At 72.6% G+C, this 22135-nt stretch carries 11 protein-coding genes; 5 read left to right on the plus strand and 6 right to left on the minus strand.

Features of this window, described 5'->3' with window-relative positions; genetic code table 11:
* Nucleotides 1–34: 34 nt before the first annotated feature.
* From DCW30_RS01120 to DCW30_RS01140, 5 genes are read right to left on the minus strand one after another with little or no spacing between them, the layout of a single operon-like run.
* Nucleotides 35–730 (minus strand): formyltransferase family protein, encoded by a 696-nt coding sequence (locus DCW30_RS01120; protein WP_076682732.1) that lies wholly within the window; start codon nucleotides 728–730, stop codon nucleotides 35–37.
* Nucleotides 730–1968: a cytochrome P450 gene (locus DCW30_RS01125; protein ID WP_076682734.1), complete on the minus strand. Its 1239-nt coding sequence runs from the start codon at nucleotides 1966–1968 to the stop codon at nucleotides 730–732. The genes DCW30_RS01120 and DCW30_RS01125 overlap by 1 nt, the downstream gene beginning before the upstream one ends.
* Nucleotides 1965–3749 carry a beta-ketoacyl synthase N-terminal-like domain-containing protein gene (locus DCW30_RS01130; protein ID WP_076682736.1) on the minus strand — a complete coding sequence of 595 codons (1785 nt, stop codon included), beginning with the start codon at nucleotides 3747–3749 and terminating at the stop codon, nucleotides 1965–1967. The genes DCW30_RS01125 and DCW30_RS01130 overlap by 4 nt, the downstream gene beginning before the upstream one ends.
* Nucleotides 3750–3785: 36 nt before the next feature.
* On the minus strand, nucleotides 3786–5606 hold the full coding sequence (locus DCW30_RS01135; protein WP_076682738.1) for a non-ribosomal peptide synthetase: 1821 nt from the start codon (nucleotides 5604–5606) through the stop codon (nucleotides 3786–3788).
* Entirely contained in the window at nucleotides 5603–11638 is a 6036-nt protein-coding gene (locus DCW30_RS01140; protein WP_076682740.1) for a type I polyketide synthase, read from the minus strand. The genes DCW30_RS01135 and DCW30_RS01140 overlap by 4 nt, the downstream gene beginning before the upstream one ends.
* An 842-nt stretch (nucleotides 11639–12480) precedes the next feature.
* On the opposite strand from DCW30_RS01140, the gene DCW30_RS01145 reads away from it, so the two are divergent.
* Together DCW30_RS01145 and DCW30_RS01150 are read left to right on the plus strand one after the other, a co-directional pair.
* Nucleotides 12481–13860 (plus strand): MFS transporter, encoded by a 1380-nt coding sequence (locus DCW30_RS01145; protein WP_232627017.1) that lies wholly within the window; start codon nucleotides 12481–12483, stop codon nucleotides 13858–13860.
* Between the two features lie 386 nt (nucleotides 13861–14246).
* Nucleotides 14247–15656, plus strand: a complete 1410-nt coding sequence (locus DCW30_RS01150) for a PP2C family protein-serine/threonine phosphatase (RefSeq protein ID WP_076682742.1) — start codon at nucleotides 14247–14249, stop codon at nucleotides 15654–15656.
* An 83-nt stretch (nucleotides 15657–15739) separates the two neighbouring features.
* On the opposite strand, the gene DCW30_RS01155 is transcribed toward DCW30_RS01150, so the two are convergent.
* Entirely contained in the window at nucleotides 15740–17233 is a 1494-nt protein-coding gene (locus DCW30_RS01155) for a DNA-binding protein NsdB (protein WP_076682744.1), read from the minus strand.
* Nucleotides 17234–17469: 236 nt separating this feature from the next.
* On the opposite strand from DCW30_RS01155, the gene DCW30_RS01160 reads away from it, so the two are divergent.
* The 3 genes from DCW30_RS01160 (at nucleotide 17470) to DCW30_RS01170 (ending at nucleotide 22051) form a co-directional block, all read left to right on the plus strand.
* The gene (locus DCW30_RS01160; protein ID WP_076682746.1) at nucleotides 17470–18657 is read left to right on the plus strand and encodes an aminoglycoside phosphotransferase family protein; all 1188 of its coding nucleotides are present in this window, start codon (nucleotides 17470–17472) and stop codon (nucleotides 18655–18657) included.
* Nucleotides 18658–18925: 268 nt separating this feature from the next.
* Nucleotides 18926–19759: an alpha/beta hydrolase gene (locus tag DCW30_RS01165; RefSeq protein ID WP_076682748.1), complete on the plus strand. Its 834-nt coding sequence runs from the start codon at nucleotides 18926–18928 to the stop codon at nucleotides 19757–19759.
* Between the two features lie 300 nt (nucleotides 19760–20059).
* On the plus strand, nucleotides 20060–22051 hold the full coding sequence (locus DCW30_RS01170; RefSeq protein ID WP_076682750.1) for an N-acetylmuramoyl-L-alanine amidase: 1992 nt from the start codon (nucleotides 20060–20062) through the stop codon (nucleotides 22049–22051).
* Nucleotides 22052–22135: the final 84 nt, after the last annotated feature.

Consider the following 22135-nt stretch of genomic DNA (forward strand, 5'->3'; position numbering starts at 1 on the left):
CGGGCGCGAGGCCCGGCCTCGGGAGCGCCCGGTCTCACCGCGTGTGCAGCGCCCACCTGCTCCCGTTGACCTGGGCCGTCCCCGGCAGCGCGATGAGTTCGGGCTTGAACAGCGGCGGCGCTCCCATCGCGGGCTCCCAGGTCGCCAGTTCCTCGTCCTGGGGGACCTCGATCCGCCGTCCCTCGGCGAGGTCGGCGACCACCCTGAGCAGCAGCCGCACACCGAGCGGCGCCAGGTGATCGCGCCACAGGCTCTGCGCGGTCGAGCCCGGGGGCACGAACAGGTGCTCCTGGGCGGCGAGCGGCCCCGCGTCGGTGCGCTCGGTGAGGTGGTAGACGCTGCCGCCCGTCACCTTGTCGCCGTCGCGGACCGTCCACCGGATCGCGTCCCTGCCACGGTGCAGCGGCAGCAGGCTGGGGTGGTAGCCGATGGTGGCGACGGCGGCCCTGGCTCGCGTGTGACGGCCGAGGAAGGCGTGCGAGTGGGCGGCGATGATGATGTCCACGCCGTCCGGCACGTGCATCGCGCGCAGCTCGGCCGAGTCCGTCCAGGCGATGTCCCTGGGGTAGGCCCAGGCCCGCAGGCGGTCCCAGGACATGGCGTCGCTCTCGTCGGTCCGTCCTTTGCGCAGCCGGGGCGCGGCCACACCGAGGATCTTGTGCCCCTCGTCGAGCAGCGCGTCCGCGACCTGCACCGCGAACGCTCCCTGCCCCGAGACGTAGATGTTCATCACTCGCCCTCCTTCAGTCCCGAGCGGTCGGGCAGGAACCGCACCGGCAGCGCCGAGAACCCGGTCAGGAAGTTGGACCGGATGCGCGGGGCCTCGCCGGTCCGCTCGAATCCGGTGGTGAAGTCCCGCAGCGCCATGAGCAGTTCGGCGATCTCGACCTTCGCGAGATAGGAGCCGACGCAGAAGTGCGGGCCGTAGCCGAAGGCCAGGTGCTTGTTGGGGGTGCGGCCGAGGTCGAACACTTCGGGCCGCTCGAAGACCCGCTCGTCGCGGTTGCCCGAGGCGTGCCAGAGCGTGACGATCTCGCCCGGTCGCAGCCGTACGCCGTGCAGTTCGGTCTCGCGGACGACGCTGCGTCCGAAGTGCATCGTGGGCGACGCCCAGCGCAGCACCTCGTCCACGGCGGTGTCGACCGACACCTCGCCCGCCTTGAGCCGCCTCCACTGCTCGGTCTCGGCGGCGAGCGTGTGGACGGCGTCGATCATCGTGAGGCGGCTGGTCTCGTCGCCCCCGATGATCAGGCTGTAGCAGTTGAGCACCACGTCCTCGTCGGAGAGCGGCACGCCGTCGATGGAGCTGGCGACGAGCATGCTGATCACGTCGTCGCCGGGCGCCTCGCGCCGCTCCTCCACGAGGTCCATGAAGTACATCAGGATCTCGTTGCGGGCCATCTCGGAGTCGACCTCGTCGACGTCCTCGTCATCGGTCGACAGGGCGGTCTTGGTCAGCCCGAGCAGGAACTCCCTGTCCTGTCCGGGCACTCCGAGCAGATTCGAGATCGTCGTCATCGGGATGCGGCTCGCGATCTCCTCGGCGAAGTCGCAGCCGCCGGTCTCGACCGCCTCCCGTATCCACTGCCGGGTGTTGACCCGTACCGTCCCCGCGACCTCGTCGAGCACCCGGGGCGAGAGCACCCGCTGCAGGATCTTGCGCAGCTCGTGGTGGCGGTGGCCGTCGGTGACGGCCAGCATGCGGCCGGCCCCGGCGTCGCCGCCCTCCAGGAGGGTGACCAGGACGTTGCCGCGCTCCGACGTGAAGTGCGTGTCGTCGCGGTAGGTGGTCATGATGTCGTCGTGGCGGGTGAGCACCCAGAACCCCTTGCGGCCGCCGGCGGGCGGGTTCCAGTGCACCGGGGCGGTGTCCCGCAGGGTGCGCCAGAACGCGTCGAGGCCGTGGCCGGTGAAGGTGTCGGGGTCGCCCAGGTCCCTGGTGTCCAGTGCCGGTGCGCTCATGGTCACCAGTCCGTGCGCCAGAACCGGCGCGGCTGGAAGGGATAGGTCGGCAGCGGCACGCGGTGGCTGTCCTCCCCCTGGTGCAGGGAGGCGAAGTCCACCTGCTGCCCCGTGACCCAGGCGGCGGCGACACCGGCCAGCGCGTCGGCGTCCGTGGCGGCGCACACGATCCCGTGGTCGTTGCGCGGGAAGGAGGAGGCGTCCGCGCGCGGCGCGGCGGCGGTCTCGGTGACCTGCCCGCCCGTGGCGTCCCCCGACAGGGCCGCGATCAGCTCCGCGCGGCTGCGGACGACGGCCGCCCAGCGGCGGGCCATCACCTTGCGGCCGAGGTTGAGGCTGAAGCAGACGTCGTCGAGCCGCAGGCCGGGGTCGGCGACCAGCCGGTCCTTCAGCCGCGCCCGCTGGCGTGCCAGGGCCTCGTCGTCCAGGGCGGAGAGGGTGGCGATGCGCGGCCTGCCCTCGGCCTCGGGTGCGCGCTCCGCGACCGCCGGGGCCTCTTCGAGGACGAGGTGGGCGTTGTAGCCACCGCCGCCGATCGAGGTGATGCCGGCGCGGCGGATGCCCGCTTCCGTCCCCCAGTCGGCCGTCTCGATCTGCGGCACGAAGGGGGTGCTGGGGAAGTCGAGGTCTTCGTTGACCTCCGTGAGGTTGATCGTCGCGGGCAGCGTCTTGTGGTGCAGGGCGAGCGCGGCCTTGATCGCGCCGAAGCCGCCGGAGACCACACCGCCGTGGCCGACGTTGCCCTTGACGCCGCCGATCGAGGTGGTGGCGGTCTGCTTGCCGAACGCCATGCTCGCCGCGTGCACCTCCAGTTCGTCGGTCATCGGCATGCCGAGCCCGTTGGCCTCGTACAGGGAGACCGTGTCCGGGGTGACTCCGCCGACCTCCATGGCGTTGGCGATGCACGCGCTCAGGCGCTCGGGCTGGGCGAGGCCGTAGGCCATCGCGCTGACGCCGTTGTTGTTGACGGCCGAGCCCTTGACCACGGCGTAGACGTGGTCGCGGTCGGCGACGGCCTGGGCGACCGGCTTGAGCAGCACCGTGACGACGCCGCTGGACAGGGCGGTGCCCGTGCCGTTGGCGTCGAACGGGCGGCAGTGGCCGTCCTTGGAGAGGACGCGGTTCTCCTCCCACAGGTGGCCGCGGGGGTGCGGGAGTCGGACCATGGAACCGCCGGCCACCGCCATGTCGGTCTGGCCGAGCAGCAGTGACTGGCAGGCCAGGTGCACCGCGTAGTGGAAGCCCGCGCAGACCGCGGCGACGGTGACGGCCTCGCCGGTCAGGCCCATGTAGTACAGCGCGTTGGACGTCATGGTGTCCGGCGACCACGCCAGGCTGGCCTCGATCGCCTCGGGGCCGACCGACACACGGTCGGGCGGGGAGCTGTAGAGCGCGGCGGTCTGCGGGTTGTTGGCGCCGTAGACGCCCACTTCGCAGCCGACCCGCTCGGGGTCGTAGCCGCCGTCCTCGAATGCCTCCCAGGCGCTCTCCAGGAAGAGCCGGTTCTCCGGGGTCATCGCGGCCGCCATCCGGTCGCTGATGCCGAACACCGACGGGTCGAACTTGTCGTACGTGTCGAGCACACCGCAGGCCCGCACATAGAAGGGACTGTGGATCAGGGTCTCGTCGACGTGGATGTCGTCCTTGGCGAGGAACGACACGGACTCCCTGCCGTGGACGAGGTTGTCCCAGAACTGCTCCTTGGTGCGGGCGCCGGGCGCTCGCAGGGACATGCCGATGACGGCGACGTCACCCGGGTCGTAGTCCTGCTCGGGGCTTTCGGTCATGGAAGGGCTCCTGCTTCGTCTCGGGTCGGGGGTGACTCAGCTGCCGTTCGAGGCGGCGCGGCCCCGCAGCGCGGCGCGGCGGGTGTTGGCGCGGCGGCGGGCGGAGGTGACCACCTCGGGGGTGGCCCCGCTCTCCTCGTCGAGCCAGCGGCCGAGGGAGGCGATGTCACGGAAGCTGAACAGGTCGGGCACGCGGACGCGGCGGCCGAACCGCCTGGTCATCAGTCGGGCGAGGCGGACGAGGAGCAGCGAGTCGCCGCCGAGGTCGTAGAAGGCGGCCTTGACGTCGATGCCCGCGGGTTCGAGGTCGAGGAGCTGGCCCCAGATCTCCGCGAGCGCCACCTCGGTCGGTGTGCTCGCGGCCGTCATGGGGGCGTCGGCGCCGGCGGCCGGCGGTTCGGGCAGCGCGGCGCGGTCGAGCTTCCCGCCGGGCGCGAGCGGAAGGGCGGGCAGGAACACGAGCGTCGCCGGCACCATGTAGTCGGGCAGTTCGGTGGCGAGCCTGCCGTTGACGGTGGACTGGAGAGCGGCGTCGAGCCGGACGTCGTCGCCGGCGTCGCCCTCCGGCACGACGTAGCCGATCAGCCGGTTGCCGCGGACGACGGCGGCGGCCTCCCTGACCTCGGGGCAGCCGGTCAGGCGGGCCTCGACCTCCTCCAGCTCGATGCGGTAGCCGCGCAGCTTGACCTGGTGGTCGGTGCGGCCGCCGAAGCGGAGTTCGCCGTCCTCGGTGAGCGTGACCACATCACCCGTGCGGTACATGCGCTCACCGTCCACGAACGGGTCGGGCAGGAACCGCTCGGCCGTGGTCTCCGGCCGGTTGACATAGCCGTGGGCCAGGCCGGCGCCGCCGATGTACAGCTCTCCGGGGACTCCGGCCGGCAGCCGCCGCCTGTCCTCGTCGAGCACGTAGGCGCGGGCGTGGGCCGACGGCAGGCCGAGCGTCGGCTCACCGGCGCCGTCCCTCGGGACGAGCCCGAACGAGCAGAAGACGGTTCCCTCGGTGGGCCCGTAGGCGTTGAAGACCCGGTCGGCGCCGGTCTCCGCGTACGCCCGGTCCACCAGTTTGCGCCGCAGGGGCTCGCCGCCGAACACGATCGTGCGGACGCGGGGCGGCAGGTATCCGGCGTCGAGCAGCCCGTTCATCACCGAGGGGACGGCGTTGAGGTGCGTGATCCTGTCGGCGTACGGGCTCTCCGGCAGGTGGACGGCGCTCTGCACGAGCACGACCGCCCCGCCGCGGCACAGCGCGCCGAAGATCTCCATCACGGACATGTCGAAGCAGACCGAACTCGCCGCCGAGACGCCGCTCAGGTCGCAGCCCTCGAAGACCCGGTCCAGCTCGGCCAGCATCGCGACGCAGCCCGGGTGGTGGATGGCGACGCCCTTCGGGCGGCCGGTGGAGCCGGAGGTGTAGATGATGTACGCGGTGTCCTCGGGCACGACCGGCACGGGCCGCTCGCCGGGTTCGGTCCGCACGCTCTCGTCGAGCACGACCACGGTCGGCCCGGCCGGACAGTTGGCCCGGGAGGCGGGTGTGGTCAGCAGCAGCCGGGTGCCGCTGTCCCGGACCATGAACGCCAGGCGTTCGGCGGGGTAGTCGGGGTCGAGGGGCACGTAGCAGGAGCCGGCGCGCAGCGTGGCGAGGAGGGCGACGAGCAGGTCGGGGGTGCGCTCCACGCAGATGCCGACGGGGACGCCGGGTCCCGCGCCGTCGGTGACGAGGCGTTCGGCGAGGGCGCGGGAGCGCTCGTCGAGTTCGCCGTAGGTCATGACGCCCGCGTCGGAGTAGACCGCGGGGGCGGCGGGGTTCTTGACGGCCTGCTCGATGAACTCGGAGTGCAGGGTGTCGGTCACTGGTCCGTCCCTTCGGGGCGGCCGGCCGGCGCGATGTCCTTCAGGGCCAGGTCGGGGTGGGCGATCGAGTCGAAGAGCACGGTGCGGTAGAGCGCGAGCAGGTCCGTCACGGTCTGCCTCTCCAGATAGCTCGGTTTGTACTGGATGTGGCCGGCCACCTCGCCGTCGATGTCGGCCATGGAGATCTCCAGGTCGAACTTGGCGAGGTGCCTGCGCACCTGGAGCGGTTCGAGCGGCAGGGCGCTCTGGGGCGTGATGGTGTCGCCGACGCCGTGGAAGAGCTTCACGGAGCGGGGGAAGGCGTCCGACGACAGCCAGTTGACCACCACGTCGAACCACGGGGAGCGGCCCTCTGCCCTCGGCGGTTTCAGGGAGGCCGCCAGCAGGTCGAGGGGGTAGTTCATGTGTTCGAGCAGGCCCAGCGAGAAGGCGTGGACCTCGCCGAGGAGATCGCGGAAGCAGCGGTCGCCCGCCGGTTTCGCCCGGACGAGCACGGTGTTCAGGTAGTAGCCGACGGCGGACTCCCAGCCCGGTTCGGCGCGCTGGGCGATGGCCGTGGCCAGTACGGAGTCCTCGGCTCCGGTCGCCCGGTTGAGCGTGGCGAAGAACCCGGCGAGCACGACCGTGCTGATCGACACGCCCTCGCGGACGGCGAACTCCCGGAGCAGCCGGCTCTCCTCGGCGCTCCAGCGGAACGTGAGGTCGCGGCCCTCGTATGTCACGCCCGGCGGACGCTCCTTGGCAGAGAGGTCCAGATGGGCGGGCGGATCGGCCAGCCGCCGCGTCCACCAGTCGAGCGCCGCGTCGGCCGCGGGGCCCGAGAGCCACTGCCGCTCCCACTCGACGAACTCGGTGTAGGGGGCGGGCGGCGTGCCGTCGGCGGGGTCGGCGCCCTCGTAGAACTCCTGGAGTTCGCGGATCATCACGTCCGCCGACGCCGCGTCCGACGCGATGTGGTGGACGAGCACCAGCAGGTAGTGGTCCTCGGGGCCGCGGTTCATCAGGACCACCCGCACGAGCGGGCCGTTGTCGATGTCGAGCGGCGCGTGGCCCAGTTCGGCCAGTTCCTCGCGGGCCTCCTCGTCGTCCAGCTCCGTGCTGTCGACGACCGCGAACTCGTACACCGGTTCCTCCAGGATGACCTGGTACGGGCGGCCGCCGGCCTCCACGAAGAGCGTGCGCAGCGCCGGGTGCCGCCGCATCACGGCCGCCACGGCGCGCTCCAGCGCCTTCTCGTCGACGGCGGCGCGGATGCGGGCGGCGACCATGAAGTTGTAGGGCACGGCGTCCGGCGAGACCATCTGCATGAACCACAGCGAGGCCTGGCCGTGCGAGGTCGGGGCCAGTTCGAGCCCCAGGCCGTCGGCGCGCAGCTGGTCGGCGGCCGGTGCGTCGGTGGGGTCGATCAGCCCGCGCGCGGCCAGTTCCTCCAGGAGTTCTTCGGCGTCCAGGTCGGAGAGGTCGTCGAGGAAGGGGTGGGTGGGCCTCCGCCCGGGCGCGGGTTCGGCCGCCGCTCGCGGTTCCCGTGCCGGGGCCGGGGCCTGCTGTGTCTGCGCGGTCGCGGGCGGTCCGCCGGTGAGTTCGACGAAGTGCCCGACGACCGCGGAGATGGTGCGGCCGTCCAGGAACACCACCGGTGACACCCGCTCCCCGAACAGCGCCTGCATCCGGTTGACCAGGCGGATCGCCAGCATCGAGTCCAGTCCGAACTCGCGCAGCGTCGCGTTCTCGTCGAACCTGCTCACCGGCACGCCGAGGCCGTCGGCGAGCTCGGCGAGGACGACGTCCCGCACCGACGTGGCCGCCGGGGCGGTCCGTGCGGGCTGCCGCTCCACCCGCTCGGCCACCGCCACCGGTTCGACGGCGGCCGGGGCGGGGGCCGCCGCGGTCTGGGGCCGGGGCTCGGTGTCGAGCCAGTAGCGGTCCTTCTGCCACTGCACGAGCGGGGTCTCCACCACCTCGACGTCGTCCCCGAACAGCGGGTCGAAGGTCAGCGGCAGGCCCCTGACGTACAGCGACGCGACGGCCCCCAGCAGGCAGCGGACGTCGCTCTCCTGGCGCCGCAGGGAGTTGACCGCGTGCACCTGGGCGCCGCGGGTCACCGCGATCTCCTCGACCGCGCCGCGCAGCGTCTCGTGCGGGCCGATCTCGATGAACGTGCCGATCCCCTCGTCGACCAGGCCCCCGATCGTCTCGGCGAACCGGACCTGGTTGCGCAGGTTGTGCACCCAGTACTCGACGTCGGCGACCGGGTCCACCGTGTCGGCCAGCGCCGTGGAACGGAACGGGATGGTGTTCGTCAGCGGGGTGATGCCCGCGATGCTCTCGCGCAGCGGCTGGAGCAGCGGGTCCATGCCGGGGCTGTGCACCGGCCGCTCGACACGGATGCGCCTGGTCGAGATCCCGTCCCGCAGCAGGTCGGCCTCCAGGGCGGCGACGGCTTTGGGGGAGCCCGAGACGGCCGCGCTGGTGGGGCTGTTGACCACGGCGACGGCCGCGTGCTCGGCGTACGGGGCGAGCCTCGGCAGCAGTTCCGCCTCCGGCAGGTCGACGGAGATCATGGCGCCGGCCGCCGCCTTCCTTTCGAGCAGGTGCGACCGGGCGACCACCACGCGGGCCGCGTCCCCGAGCGAGAGCGATCCGGCGACACAGGCCGCCGCGACCTCGCCGAGGCTGTGCCCGACGACGGCGACCGGCTCGACGCCGAGCCCGAGCCAGACCTTCGCCAGGGAGACCTGGAGGGCGAACAGGACGGGCTGCTGGAGGTCCATTTCCTCGTAGCGCGCCTCTTCGGCGGGGGCGGCGAGCCGGTCGAGCACCGAGCCGCCGCCCGCCGCGCGCACGGCGTCGTCGCAGGCGGTCATCCACGTGCGGAACCCGGCGTGGACGCGCAGCAGCTCCCGGCCCATGCCGACCCACTGCGTGCCGCCGCCGGAGAACACCAGCGCCACCCGCCGGTCGCCGTTGCCCGCGACGGCGCCGGTCATGACGTCGGGGTGCGGCCGGCCCGCGGCGACCCGGGCGAGTCCGTCGAGGACGTCCTGCCGGGTACGGGCGAACAGCGCCACCCGGTGGTTGTGGTGGGTGCGCCTGGTCGCGAGGGTGTAGGCGAGGTCGGAGACGCGCAGTCCCGCGTCGCGCTCGACGTGGTTGGACAGCTCACGGCAGGTGTCGGCCAGCGCGCCCGGTGTACGCGCCGAGACGGTCACGAGCTGCGTCCGCTCGTCGGCGGCGGCCTCGGCCCCGCTCGGGGCGGCGTGGCGTCCCCGGTCGCCCGCGAGGAAGGGGTGGGGTGCGACGGGGTGGCCCGCGGTGTACAGGGCGCCGAGCGAGCCGAGCAGGACCGCGGCCTCGTCGGCGCCGCGCCGCAGCGAGGGCAGGGTGGCCGCAGCGGGCAGGATCTCCGAGACCGACTTGAGCAGGACGGGGTGGGGGCTGACCTCGATCACCGCGTCGATGTCGTGGTCCCGCAGGGTGGTCAGGGCGTCGACCATCCGGATCTCCCGGCGCAGGTTGTCCGCCCAGTAGTCGGGGCCCAGCTCCGCGCCGTCGACGCGCTCGCCGGTGACCGTCGAGATCATCGGGATGCGCGTGGTGCGGGGCGCGATGTCCGCCAGTTCGGCCTTGAGCGGGGCGAGGACGTGGTCGACCAGGGGTGAGTGCGGGGCGTGGCCCATGCGCACCCGGTGGTGGGTGACGCCCTCGTCGGTCAGCCGCTGGACGAGGTCGTCGATCTCCTGCGGTGTGCCGGTCACCAGGGTGGAGTGCAGGCCGTTGCGGCCGGAGACGGTGAGCTGTCCTGTCAGGTGCCGCTCGGCCTCGTCCGCGCCGGTCATGACGACGATGCCCTCGCCGCGCCCCACGGCGAGCTGCTGGAGGAGCCGGCCGTGGTGGGCGGCGAGACGCGAGGCGTCGTCGAAGTCGAGGGCTCCCGCGATGTGGGACGCGGCGAACTCGCCGACGCTCTGCCCCACGACGACGTCCGGTTCGACCCCCAGCGCGCGCCAGGTGTCGGCCAGCGCCACCTGGAGGGAGAACAGCAGCGGCTGGAAGACGTCCATGTCGTCGATGCGCCCATCGGGCGCCAGCAGCTGCTCGACGAGCGAGAAGCCGAGCAGCTCCCGCATCCGCCGGTCGGAGCGCATCAGGGAGCGGCGGAACACGGGCATTCCGGCGAGCAGGCGCCGGCCCATGCCCGCCCACTGCGAGCCGTTGCCCGAGAACAGGAACGCCACCCGCGGCTTGCGCGCGCCCCGCTCCCCCACGCTCAGCCCGGCGGCGCTCGCACCGCTGCCGAACGCGTCGAGCTGCGCCCTGAGTTCGGTCATGCCGGACGCGGCGGCGGCGAGCCGGAACGCGCCGTCACCGGGCGAGCGGCGGCAGAGCGCCCGCAGGTCGCTCTCGTCACGCAGCGCCGCGGCCCGCTCGGCGAGCGCCTCGCGGGAGTCCGCGGCGAGGAGCAGCAGCGAGCTCTCGGGGCGCGGCAGCTCCTCGACGGCGACGTGGCAGATCGCGCCGCCGAAGCCGAAGGAGCTGACGCCGCCGCGGCGCGCGTCGGACCGGCGCGGCCACGGCGTCAGCCGGTCCTGGACGGTGAGGCGGTACTCGTCGAACATGATCTGCGGGTTCGGGGCGGTGTAGTGCAGGCTCGGCGGCAGCACGCCGTTGCGCATCGAGAGGGCGAGCTTGACCAGGCCGACGATGCCGGCCGCCGCCTCCAGGTGCCCGACGTTGGACTTGACGGAGCCGAGGCGCAGCGGTTCCGCGCGGTCGCCGCCGAGGACCGCCCCGATGGCGTTGGCCTCGATGGGGTCGCCGAGGGGGGTGGCGGAGCCGTGGCACTCGATGTAGTCCACCAGGTGCGGGTCGATGCCGGCCCGCTGGTAGGCGGTGCGCAGCATCTTCTCCTGCGCCTGGGGATTCGGCGCGGTCATGCCGTTGCTCAGGCCGTCGTTGTGGGAGGAGCTGCCCTTGATCAGGCAGTACACCGGCAGGTCGCGTTCGAGGGCGACACTCAGCGGGGCGAGCACGACGACGCCGGCGCCCTCACCGCGCACGTAGCCGTCGGCGCGGGCGTCGAAGGACTTGCAGCGGCCGTCGGGGGCGAGCGCGCCCATGGCGTCCATGGCGGTGTAGTAGTCGGAGACGAAGCTCAGATTGACGCCGCCGGCGAGGACCAGGTCGCTCTCGCCGAGCCAGATCGACTGGCACCCCACGTGTACGGAGACCAGTGATCCGGCGCAGGCGGCGTCGATGGCCATGCTCGGGCCCTGCAGTCCGAGGATGTAGGAGACGCGGTTGGCGATGATGCCGTCGTGCATCCCGGTGGCGGTGTGCGGGGTGATCTGGCTGTCCGGGCCGCGGTAGTGCGCGAGGGCGGCGTAGTCGCCCCAGCAGGAGGCCATGAACACGCCGGTGTCGCTGCCGACGAGGCTGTGCGGCGCGACCCCCGCGTCTTCGAGTGCCTCCCAGGCCAGTTCGAGGATCAGGCGCTGCTGCGGGTCCATCTGGACGGCCTCGCGCGGTGAGATGCCGAAGAAGAGCGGATCGAACTGGTCGATGCCGTCGATGAACCCGCCCCAGCGCACCCGGTCGTTCAGGAGCTCGCGGCGCACGGCGGGCACCGGTCCGACGGCGTCGCGTCCCTCGGACAGCAGCCGCCAGAACGCGGCGGGGTCGGGGCCGCCGGGGAAGCGGCAGCCGATGCCCACGACCGCCACGGGTTCGTGCGACGCCGTACGGCGGGGTCCGCTCGGGGCGGCGGCCTGCTCGGCCCGCGGGCCGTCGGCGAGCGCGCGGGCGAGCGCGTCGACGGTGGGGTACTGCCACATCCAGGTGACCGGAACTTTCCAGCCGAGGAATTCGGTCAACGAGGCGGCGAGAGTCGACAACTTCAGCGAATCCAGGCCATACCGCTGCATCGGTGTCGAGCGGTCCACGGCGTATCCGGACAGGTCCATCAAGTCGGCGACACGGGAAAGCAGGAACTCCGTTATGGCATGCGAATCTCGTACTGCGCGCGCTGGGGGCATTTCGGCTCCTCGGCAGGGCGGATCGAATGGGCCGGTGCGGTGCGTGGCCGGCTGCTTTATGGCTCGGGGAATCCGCCGCCCTGTTCGGGAGCGGCGGATCGGGTGAATGCGGCGCACCGGCGGCCGTGCTGGAGGCGTGCTGGCCGGGGCCGGTGACGGCAATGGGTACGGGCCGGCGCACAGGCGGCCGACGTTCGGAATGGCTCAGGACACGGAAGCTTCGCTTCTACGCGTCGAGTGCGGCGATGGCGATGGCCCGAGGGGCACCCCGGGTCAGAGGCGGAGGGACCCGTGACGTGCTGGGCGGAGCGTGCCGTCCCGGACGGGAAGGCATGTCTGAAGAGAAACTGGTACCCGCACCGCGGTCCGACCCCCGTTAAGTCGTCCTGGCTGAATCGGACACGCAATCCGATTCAGGATCACTCCCGGCGGTCCGGCCGCCGGCGTACATCGTGCGTTTTCCTGGGCGATTCACTGTGCCGGTCGGGAATTACGTGGTCCGACGTGGAACGTAGCACCGGGTACTCGCCCGACCGACGGACTGCACACTGCCACTCTGTGAATGGTGGAACAAGAGTGCCCCGTGGGCCGGATGATGCACTGGCGTGAAATGAACCCCCGGTGACCGGTTCGCCCTCTTGCCGCGCAATGGCTTTGATGCGGTATGGCCGTCATGGTGCGCAAGGGGCGGAAGGGCCCGTCTGGACAGCGGGTCGAACGGCGTTGCAAGCTCTCGCCATGAAAATCTTGAACCACGGTCAGGCGCCGGCCGAGGCCCGCACCGCTGGAGGAATGAGCACCCGATCAGGGCCCGGCCGAAGCGAGTTCACCGGGGGGCCCGCGTGACCGGTACCGAGGTGATGTCCCGGCAGCGGCCGGGCCTCGCGCTGGGGGTGCTCGCCGGGGCGCTCGCCCTGGACGTGAGCGGTCTCGCGGTGCTCAACGCCGCGCTGCCCTCCGTGGGCGACCGGTTCGACATGGCCGACTCCACGCTCCAGTGGGTCATGATCGCCTACGCCGTCACGTTCGCCGGCTTCCTGCTGGTGGGCGGCCGCCTGGCCGATGTGTTCGGCCGCCGCAGGGTGTTCGAGGCCGGTGTCGCGCTGTTCACGGTGGCCGCGCTGGCCGGGGCGCTGGCCCCGGACACCGGGGTGCTGCTCGGCGCGCGGGCGGTCCAGGGCATCGGCGCAGCCCTGTCGGGGCCTGCCGCGCTGGCGCTGCTGACCGAGGTGTTCCCGGCCGGTCCCGCGCGGAACCGGGCCCTGAGCGTGTACGCGGCGGTCGGCGCCGCGAGCTTCAGCGGCGGGGTGCTCCTCGGCGGTGTGCTGACCCAGTTCTTCGGCTGGCGCTCCGTGCTGTGGTTCTCGGTGCTCCTCGGCCTCGCCGTGCTGGCGGCGACGCGCGCCGGGCTGCCCGACGGGGCCGGGCGCGGCGGCGGGCTCGACCTGCCGGGCGCGATATCGGGCACCCTCGGCCTCACCCTGCTGGTCGTCGGCGCGAGCAGTCACGGGGCTCTGGCCTGGATCTCGCTCGCCGCCGCGGTGGCGTTCCTCCTGCTCTTCGTCGTACGCGAGCACCGCACCCCCGACCCGGTCCTCCCGCTCGGCCTCTTCCGCGTCTCCTCGGTGCGCTCCGCGAGCCTCGCGGCGTTCCTCCAGTACATGGGCTCGGTCGGGCAGCTCTTCTTCGCGCCGCTGTATCTGCAGGACATGCTGGACTACTCCCCGCTGGAGTCCGGCCTCGCCCTGGTGCCGATGTCGGCGGGCGTCTTCCTCACCGCCAACTTCGCCACCGGCCGCCTGCTGGCCAGGTACACGCCGCGCACGCTGATGGTCGTCGGGCTCGTCCTGATCGGCGCGGGCACGGCGCTGTGGATGAGCACACCGCACGACGGCGACTACCTGCTGCACGTGCTGCCCGGCCTGCTGATCAGCGGCATCGGCCAGGGTCTGAACTTCCCCTCGATGACGTCCGCCGCCCTCACCGGCGTCCCGCCGGAGGGCCACGCGGTCGCGGGCGCGGTGAACGTGGTGGCCCAGCAGATCGGCGCGAGCGTCGGCGTGGCGGTCATGGTCCTCGCCGCGGCGACCAGCGACGACACACTCGGCGGCTACCACATCGCGTATCTGGTGGGCGGCGCCGCGTGTCTGGTCGGAGCGGTGGTCATCGCCACGACGGGCCGCGGGAAGGAGCCCGCCGGGGAGGGCCCGCTCGGGCAGTAGAGCACGCTCGGCCGGGCACGGGGCGGCGTCCTGCCCGGCCGGCCCGAGCGCGGGTCGGCACACGCGCTCGACCGTCGAACACGCCCTGGAACCTGTCCGGGTACGGAACGGGACGGACCGGAGCGACGCAGACGAACCGATCCTTCCCGCTCTCCGGCACCAGGCGGGAACCCCGCATTCCGACCCGAAACACCTACGCGTTCTTCACCACAAATCCATGGACTTACGCCCCAGTAAGCACATACCCGCAGGACAAAGGCATATGCCGTAAGCATCACTGCATCGACTGTTGCCAAATCCCTTACAGGCCCCCACCCGCTGTGCCAAAGTCATGAGCGGTCCCTACCGCCGAGCCGGTTCGCGCCGCCTCTCCACCGGAGCACCCCATGCCGTCCCACGTCTTCGCGGATCACACCGCCGCCCAGCCGCCCGAGCGCGGCGCGGTCGACGCGCTGATCTCGCAGGCACGCCGCCTGCGCGGCGAGGTGGACGCCATGCGGCGCGAGACCGCGCCCGACGGGGGCGACCCGGCGGGACGCTGGCAGCGGGCGCTGTGCGACCTGGCGGTGCACCAGCTCAACGACCTCGACGCCCATCTCGCCCAGCTGCGGGACGGCCCGCCGTGCGTCGTGGGGGAACCCGCGGCGCCGGCCGGGACCGCGGAGCGGGACCCGCGGCGGGGCTCGCTCCTGAGCCGGGTCGGCAGCGCCGAGTGGGATCTCCTCACCGACGAGGCCACCTGGTCCGGCGAGCTCTACGAGATCCTGGGCCGCGACACGGCCGCCCCACCCCTCTCCCTGGACGAACTCCCCTCCCTCGTACACGCCGAGGACCAGCCCCGGCTCACCGCGATGGTCACGGACTGCCTCGTCGACGGAAAGCCGATCGACGGCGAGTTCCGCGTCCTGCGGCGGGGCGGCGGCGTCCGCCAGGTGCACATGATGGGCGAGCCGGTCCTCGCCCCCGACGGCTCCACCGCCTCCATGTGGGCGGTCCTGCGGGACGTGAGCGAGCTGCGCCGCAGCAGGGTCGCCGTCCACGAGAGCCAGGACTCGCTGCGGCGTCCGCGCCACGGCGCGGAGACCGATCCCCGCCTCGCGGCCGCCCTCCAGGAAGCGGTCCTGCCGCCCTGGCGCGACACCCTGCGCTTCACCGCCGGCGGCCTGGACCTGGCCGCCGACCACCTCCCCTCCTCCACCGGCGCACCGATCGGCGGCGACTGGCACGACGCCCTCCAACTGCCGAACGGCGACGCCCTGTTGAGCGTCGGCGACCTCACAGGGCCCGGCGTCACCGGCGCCTCCGGCATGGCGATGCTGCTCGGCGCCCTGCGCGGCACGGCGGTCACCGGAGCGGGCCCCGCCCACCTCCTCGGCTGGCTGAACCAGCTCATGGAGGCCACCGCGCGGCCCGCCACCGGCAGCGCCGTCTGCTGCCGCTACGACCCGGCGGCCCACCGCCTCACCTGGGCGCAGGCCGGGCACCCCGCCCCGCTGCTGTTCCGCGAAGGGGCGGGCCGCGCGCTGACGCCACCGGTCGGCGCACCCCTCGGGTCCCCCTCCGGAGCCTCGTACGCGCAGGCCGACGTACAACTGCGCCCGGGTGACCTCCTGTTGCTCCGCACCGACGGTCTGGTCCCCCGGTGCGACCGGGACGCGGCCACGACCGAACTTCTCTCGATGGCACCCCGCTTCACCGGGGCGCTCAGCGCGCAGGACTGCGTGCGCGCCGTCATGGAGGCGTTCGACGAGGTGCCGCGTGAGGCCGACGCCTGTCTGCTGATGGCACGGGTGTGACCCGCGCCTGACGACACGGTCCGGCCGGTCGCCCTCGGTTCGGTGGTGAGGACGGGCTCGGGCCGGTGTTCAGGACGGGCGCGTCACGCCCTCGCCGTCCTGCCCCCCGCCTTGACCCCCTTCGGCAGCGCGAGCTTGATCTCCTCGCGCAGGTCCTGGATCTTCGGGTAGTCGGAGTACTGCGCGGTCAGCCGGAACATCTCGCGCAGCCGGTCCCAGGTGCGGTGGGAGGAGTTGGAGTTTATCGACACCAGGGCCAGGCGTGCGTAGCGGTCGGCCTGCTCCGGGTCGTCGGCGATGAAGCAGGCGGAGGCCAGCGAGATGTAGTCGAAGATCTGCGAGCGGTCGCGGCCCTTGGCCCGCAGCTCGATGGCGAGTTTGGCGTGCCGCTGCGCGACGCTCGCCGCCGCCGGGTCGTGTTCGGCGAGCGTGCGGTAGGCCAGGGCCTGCATGCCGTGCAGGTCCGCCTCGTCGAACATCTGCATCCAGCTCGGCGGCTCCACGTCCCCCTTGTCGGAGACGAAGAGGTCCTCGGCGAGGCCGAGCGTGCGCCGCATGGCCTGGCCGCGCCCCATCGACGCCTGCGCCCAGGCCTCGATGGTGTACAGCATGGCCTTGGTGCGCGGCAGGGCCTCCTCACCGCCGCCGGACTTGGCCAGCTTCATCAGGTCCAGGGCGTCGTCCGGCTTGCCGAGGTGCACCATCTGGCGCGCGGCCCGCGACAGGGCCTCCCCGGCACGCGGCCGGTCCCCGCCCTCCCGCGCCGCGTGCGCCGCGATGACGAAGTACTTCTGCGCCGTGGGTTCGAGGCCGACGTCGTGCGACATCCAGCCGGCGAGGACGGCGAGGTTGGCGGCGACGCCCCACAGGCGTCGCTGGAGGTGGTCGGGGTGGCGGTAGGCGAGCATGCCGCCCACCTCGTTGAGCTGGCCCACCACGGCCTTGCGCTGGAGTCCGCCGCCGCGGGACGCGTCCCAGGCGCGGAACACCTCGACCGAGCGCTCCAGCTCCTCGATCTCCTGGGAGCCGATGGGAGCGGCCTCGTAGCGGTCGGCGGCTGCGGGGTCGACGTGCAGGGGGTCGTGGGTACGGGGGGCGTCGGCCGCGAGGGCCGGGTCGGCGTGCAGCCAGTCATGCATGGCGCTGCTGAGCGCGGAGCCTGCGGCAAGCGCAGCGCCCGCGCCCACCAAGCCGCGTCGGTTGAGCATGAGGTCCATTCCCGTGAATTCGGTGAGGACCGCGGCCGTCCGCTCGGGCGCCCACGGCACGCCGTCGGGGTGCTCCACACTCCCGTCGCCCTGCCGCTTCCCTGGGCGTCCCTGCCGGACCAGACCGAGATCCTCAGTGGTCACGACACGGCCGAGACGCTCGGTGAACAGGACCGCCAGCACCCGCGGCACCGGATCGCGGGGGATCTCCCCCGTGTCGATCCACCGCCGCACCCGCGAGGTGTCGGTGGCCAGCTGGGGATGGCCCATGGCCGCCGCCTGCCGGTTCACCAGCCTCGCGAGCTCACCCTTGGACCAGCCGGCCAGGGCGAACAGGTCCGAAAGGCGGGTGTTGGGTTGTCCGTTCACGTCAAGCCCCCAGGTTCTCGGCTGAGTTGACAGTAACCGCCTGTCAGTTGCTGAGCGACTATTCGCCAGGGTTCGCCAGGGTGCGCCAGATGGTGTGCCAGGGGGCCCCGGGTGTCAGGTAGGAGTGCGCCACCCCGACCCGGTCGCCGCAAGGCACTCCCCAGGGTGCACCCGAAAGCGGCCGGGCCGGGAGGTGCACGCAATGCAACAGGCACACGAAGGGATCTGTATCGCCCATGCACACAGCATCGTCCTCCGTGTCCGCCCCGCCCCGGCCGCCGCACCCGCGTCCTCCCGCCCAGCGGAGCCGCGAGATGCCCCCCTCACCGGGAAGCGGCCCTTATCTGGAGCCGGTGCGGTCCTCCGCCGCGCAGCTCGGCGTCGGCCGTGCGCACCGTCCGCCCGGGGCCGGCACACAACCGCTCAGCGGGAGACTCGACTTGTCCGGCCCCCACGGGGCGCAACTGCGCGGCGCGATCGCTTCGGTGCACCGCATCTGCCCGGAGTTCAACCCCGTACAGGTGCTCCGCCGCAACGGCCGCACCGCCCTGCTCATCGGCACCGTCGGGCGCGGCGCCGCCGTCGCCAAGTGCCTGCTCGACCACTCGCCCGCCTGGTCGGAGCGGCTGCGGCACGAAATAGCCGCTTACCGTTCCTTCGTCCGCCACCGCCCGCCGGTCAGGGCGCCGCGGCTCATCGCCGCGGACCCCGACGACTGCACGCTGGTCATCGAGCGGATGCCGGGACGTGTGGCGGCGTTGCAGCGGCATCCGATCGAAACCCCGCCGCGGGCGGACATCCGCGCGGCGCTCGGTTCCGTCGTCCGCCTCAACCGCTGGCAGCCGCCGATGGAGATGTTCGGCAGGCCGATGGACTACGGCAGGCGGATCGCCCGCTTCCACGAGCTGGGCCTGCTGACCGACCGGGACATGGGCGACCTGCAGAAACTGCTGCACGGGATCGCGCACTCGGCCGTCCACCAGGGCGGCGGGCCGTACGCGATGTGGCAGTTCTGCCACGGCGACGCCCTGCTCTCGAACATCCTGCTCTCGCCGCCGGGACCCGTCCTCGTCGACTGGGAGCACGCGGGCTGGTACCTGCCGGGATACGACCTGGCGACGCTGTGGGCGGTCCTCGGTGACGCCCCGGTGGCGCGGCGCGAGATCAGCCAGCTGGCGCAGTCGGCGGGTCCGGCGGCGCGCGACGCCTTCCTGGTGAACCTGATGCTGGTGCTGACCCGCGAGATCCGTACGTACGAGATGGCCGTGCAGCGCTCGATGCACGGTACGACCCCGGCGGCGCCGGGCGCGGCCCATCCCGGTGCTGTGCCGTCCGGCGAGGAACAGCGGCTGCTGCTGAGGCGGCTGCACGACGACTGCCAGCTGGCCCGCCGGGCCGTGCGAGCGGCGGTCGGCACTCGCTGACGGGGACGGAGGCCCGCGGCGCGCCAAGGGGGGCCCGGGCGCACCGCGGACCTTCGTATGCCCCTGGTCTGCGCCTGCGGCCATGCCGGCGGGAACCGCCCGGCGGCCTATGCCGCGATGGCCCGCCGCTCGGGTCGCGTGCGCGCGCCGCTCGGGTCGCGCCCGCTTTGGTCGCGTGCGCGCGCCGCTTTGGGCGTGAGGGCGGGAGTATCGGCCATGCTGTCACGTTCCCTCTACGGCTGCGGACTTGTGACCGTAGCGTCAGGGTATGTCCGTCACTGACGCAGAGCAGATCGACCGGGCCAACGCCTCCGGTCGCACCCCGGTCGTGTTCGTGCACGGCCTGTGGATGCTGGCAAGCAGCTGGGACCACTGGCTCCCGCACTTCGAGGCCGCCGGGTACGCGCCGGTCGCGCTGACCTGGCCCGGTGAACCGGCGACGGTGGCCGAGGCCCGCGAGCGCCCCGAGGCCATCGCGGGCAAGACCGTCAAGATCGTCGCCGACCACCTGGCGGGCCTGATCGGCACGCTGGAGCGCAGGCCCGCCGTCATCGGGCACTCCGTGGGCGGGCTGCTCACGCAGATCCTCGCGGGGCGCGGCCTGTCCGCGGTCTCCGTGGCGATCGACCCGGCGCCGTTCCGCGGCGTCCTGGCGCTGCCCCTGTCGACGATGCGCTCGCTGCGCCCCGTGATCGCCAACCCGGCCGACCGCAAGCGCGCCAAGCTCCTGACCTTCCCCCAGTTCCGCTACGCGTACGCCAACGCCGTCAGCGAGGAGGAGGCCAGGGCCATCTACGACCGCTACGCCGTGCCGGCGCCCTGCGTCGTGCCCGCGCAGGCGGCGATGGCCAACCTCAATCCGCGCACCGAGGCCAGGGCGGACTGCCGGACCGTGCGGCGCGGCCCGCTGCTGATCATCTCCGGGGGGAAGGACAACGCGGTGCCCTGGGCGATGGCGAACGGCGCGTACAAGCGGCAGAAGGGCAACGCCTCCGTCACGGAGATCGTCGAGCTGCACGGGCGGGACCACGCGCTGACCCTGGACAGCCGGTGGGGGGAGGTCGCCGACACCGCCCTCGCGTTCGTGCGCCGCTTCGTCTGAGCGGCACGCCGCCGCGTCCGGGCCGCCGACGCGGGCGTGCACGGCGGGCGCGCACAGGTGTCGTGCTCATCCGAACAGGTGGTCTTCACTCCGCTCATTGGTCCACGCCACTGACGCACCGCAGGCGGTATGGCCTCCCTGGCGAAAAACTCTCCCTGACCGGGCCGGACCAGCGCTGACTCGGGAAACCGCTTGTCCTGAGCATGATTGACGGATCGTCGGTCAGCCGGTACCACTGACGCACGCCCGGCCCGCACGTCCCGTCACGCTTCACCGGCCCAGACGTCCCAGGAGGCTGCATTGCGAGCATCCGCCCGCGCCCGTACGTCGTCCGCGCGCAGACGCACCATCAGGACGGCGGGCGCCCTCGCGTCGGCCGGGCTGCTGGTGCCGCTGCTCGGCGCGGCCCCGTCACCCGGCGCCGACCGACCGTCGTCCGACACCGACCTCCAGGGCGCCTTCGCCGCCGCGTCCGCGGAGTACCGCGTGCCGCAGAGCGTGCTGCTCGGCGTCTCCTACCTCCAGTCACGCTGGGACGCGCACGGTGGCGCGGCCAGCGTCACCGGCGGCTACGGCCCCATGCACCTGACCGACGCGCGCACCGCCCTGGCCGCCGCCTCGCACCACAGCGAGGGCACGGAGGACCCGCGCGGCGACACCTCGCGTCCCGCGAAGCCGCCGAAGGCGCACGTGCCCGCGGAGAGCGAGGTCCCCGCGCGGCTCATGACGCTGCCGCGCGCGGCGGAGCTGACCGGCCTGCCCGCCGAGAAGCTGCGTACCGACGTGGCCGCGAACGTGGAGGGCGGCGCGGCGCTGCTCGCAGCGGCCCAGAAGAAGCTCGGCAAGCCGCTGGGCGGTGATCCCGCCGACTGGTACGGCGCGGTCGCCCGCTTCTCCATGGCGGACGACGAGGCGACGGCGGCGACGTACGCCAATGACGTGTTCGCCGTCATCCGCGACGGCGAGCGGCGCACCACGGACGCGGGACAGCGCGTGACGCTCGCGCCGGTCCCGGGGCTCAGGCCCGACGCCGCGCAGGTCGAGCGCATGGGTCTGCGCAAGGCGCCGACGGGCGGCACGGAGTGCCCCAAGACCGTCGCGTGCGAGTGGATCCCCGCGCCGTACGAGGAGTTCAAGGACCCCAACGGAAACCCCGACTACGGCAACCACGACCTCGGGGACCGGCCCAAGAGTCAGAGCATCGACTCGATCGTCATCCATGACACCGAGGGCCGGTGGGAGGGTGTCCTGAAGATGGTGCAGGACCCGACCTACGTGTCGTGGCAGTACTCCCTGCGCTCCACCGACGGCCACATCGCCCAGCACGTGAAGGCCAAGGACGTCGCCTGGCACGCGGGCAACTGGTACGTGAACTCCACGTCGATCGGGCTGGAGCACGAGGGCTTCCTCGTCGCCCCCGACACCTGGTACACCGAGGCCATGTACCGGACGTCGGCCCGTCTGGTGAAGTACCTCGCCAAGCGGTACGACATCCCGCTGGACCGGCAGCACATCCTGGGCCACGACAACGTCCAGGGCACGACGAGCGCCGGCATCCCGGGCATGCACACCGACCCGGGCCCCTACTGGGACTGGCAGCACTACTTCACGCTGCTCGGCAAGCCGTTCAAGCGCACGGCGGGCGCGAAGGGCGGCGTGGTGACGGTGGCTCCGGAGTACGCCCGGAACAGGCCGGAGTACACGGGCTGCGAGAAGCCGGGCCAGAAGTGCGTGCCGCACGGTTCGGCGGCGGTGCGCGTGCACACCGAGCCGCGCGACGACGCCCCGCTGATCAAGGACATCGGCAAGCGGCCCGGCGGCCAGGACTCCACGATCGACGTGAACGACGTCGGCGCCCGGCTCTCGACCGGCCAGCAGTACGCGGTCGCCGAGCGCAGGGGCGACTGGACGGCCGTCTGGTACCTCGGCCAGAAGGCCTGGTTCAAGAACCCGAAGAAGCAGCCCACGGCGGTCGACGCCAAGGGCCTGGTGGTGACGCCGAAGGAGGGCGCCACGGAGGTGCCGGTCTACGGCCGGGCCTACCCGGAGAAGGAGGCCTACCCTGCGGGCGTGCCCGTCCAGGCCGTCTCGCCGCTGCCGTACAAGATCCTCGCGGGCCAGAAGTACGTGGTCGGCGACAAGGTCCCCGGTGAGTACTTCTACGCGCCGACGTTCGACACCGCGCCGCACAAGGTGGTGCGCGGCAAGGACATGTACTACGTGATCCAGTACGGGCACCGGATCGGGTACGTGCGGGCGGCCGATGTGCGGGTGGCTCCCTCGTCGAAGTGACGGTGGCACGACCGGCCGGGTCCGGGTCCGCGTGGGGGCGGGCCGGGGCCCGGCTTCCGTGCGTCTGCGTGGCTGTGCGGCTGT

The sequence above is a fragment of the Streptomyces alfalfae genome, from assembly GCF_004127445.1.
Classification (GTDB): domain Bacteria; phylum Actinomycetota; class Actinomycetes; order Streptomycetales; family Streptomycetaceae; genus Streptomyces; species Streptomyces alfalfae.

What these genes read in the sequence shown, in the direction of transcription:
- DCW30_RS01120 (WP_076682732.1), bottom strand. Translation starts at nt 730, where the DNA reads ATGAACATCTACGTCTCGGGGCAGGGAGCGTTCGCGGTGCAGGTCGCG.
- DCW30_RS01130 (WP_076682736.1), bottom strand. Translation starts at nt 3,749, where the DNA reads ATGACCGAAAGCCCCGAGCAGGACTACGACCCGGGTGACGTCGCCGTC.
- DCW30_RS01140 (WP_076682740.1), bottom strand. Translation starts at nt 11,638, where the DNA reads ATGCCCCCAGCGCGCGCAGTACGAGATTCGCATGCCATAACGGAGTTC.
- DCW30_RS01150 (WP_076682742.1), top strand. Translation starts at nt 14,247, where the DNA reads ATGCCGTCCCACGTCTTCGCGGATCACACCGCCGCCCAGCCGCCCGAG.
- DCW30_RS01160 (WP_076682746.1), top strand. Translation starts at nt 17,470, where the DNA reads ATGCACACAGCATCGTCCTCCGTGTCCGCCCCGCCCCGGCCGCCGCAC.
- DCW30_RS01165 (WP_076682748.1), top strand. Translation starts at nt 18,926, where the DNA reads ATGTCCGTCACTGACGCAGAGCAGATCGACCGGGCCAACGCCTCCGGT.